Here is a 1,251-nt window from a genome sequence, read left to right as displayed (position 1 = left end):
TTCTTGAATTACTTCCCAGAATTTATCTTTGTTTATTACTGTGTGTACAGAACTCCAACCTTCTTCTGCTAATGGTAATACAGTAGGACTACGCATTCCTGGCAATAATGATATAATTGTATCTAATTTTTCATTTGGTGCATTTAAAAGCACATATTTAGACTGTCTAGCTCTTAAAACAGATTCTATTCTAAACTCTAACTGACTTAAAATCTCTTTACGTTCTTCAGATATTTTAGGAGAAACTGCTAAAACCGCTTCACTAGTTAACATTACTTCTACCTCTTTAAGGTTATTTTTAAATAATGTACTACCACTAGATACTATGTCACAAATACCATCTGCTAAACCAATATTTGGTGCTATTTCTACAGAACCATTAATAATGTGTAAATCTGCCGTAACACCTTTAGATTCTAAATAATTTTTAACGGTATTTGGGTATGATGTTGCTATGCGTTTTCCTTGAAGATCTTGTACAGATGTGTACTCAAATGATTTAGGTACCGCTAAAGATACTTTACATTTAGAAAAACCTAATCTTTCAGAAAATGTTATGTCTTCTCCTTTTTCAATCAAAACATTTTCTCCAATTATAGCAATGTCTACTACACCATCTCTTAAATACTGAGGAATATCACCATTTCTAAGGTAAAAAACCTCCATTGGAAAATTTCTTGAAGATGCTTTTAGCTGATCTTTACCGTTGTCTATAGAGATACCACAGTCTTTTAAAATAGCTATGGAATCTTCGTTTAAACGTCCGCTTTTCTGAATTGCAATTCTAATTTTAGTCATTCTTTTTTTTAGTATATGTTTAAGAAATCAAAAGGGATTAAAAACAAAAAACCCGCTTGATTTCTCAAACGGGTTAGATATATGTTTAAACACTGCAAAACACTTCTAGCTCGCCTGAAAGCAAGGAGTAAAGTGATGATGATGTGTGTTTTTATTTCTCATTATGGTGTAAAAGTAAAACTTATTTCTATTATAAAAAAGGGAATTTATAATTTTAGTTCACTATTAATAATTTCTTAACAAACAAACGTTAATTTATTGGTTTCCTAAAATTAACGGCAAACCAGAGTCTCCACTACCAATTACAATAACTTTAGAGTTTGGAGATTCAGACAATTTAATTGTAGCATCTATACCTTTATCTTGTAAAATTTTATCTGTTAAAGATGCACTTAATATCTTGTTTGCATCTGCCTTACCTTGTGCTTCTATAGTTACTTTTTCTGCCTCTTT

Annotated in this window: 1 protein-coding gene and 1 pseudogene; both read right to left on the bottom strand. The window is 30.6% G+C overall.

Going from position 1 to position 1,251, the window contains the following annotated elements:
- The coding region (gene hisG, locus ABJD66_RS01525) for an ATP phosphoribosyltransferase (RefSeq protein ID WP_348127426.1) at positions 1-798 on the bottom strand (798 nt) is incomplete at its 3' end.
- A 255-nt stretch (positions 799-1,053) separates the two neighbouring features.
- A pseudogene (locus ABJD66_RS01520) lies at positions 1,054-1,251 on the bottom strand (prohibitin family protein); the annotation flags it as partial.

Source organism: Cellulophaga sp. (genome assembly GCF_039943695.1).
Lineage (GTDB): Bacteria > Bacteroidota > Bacteroidia > Flavobacteriales > Flavobacteriaceae > Cellulophaga.
This window is presented reverse-complemented; position numbering and strand designations above follow the sequence as displayed.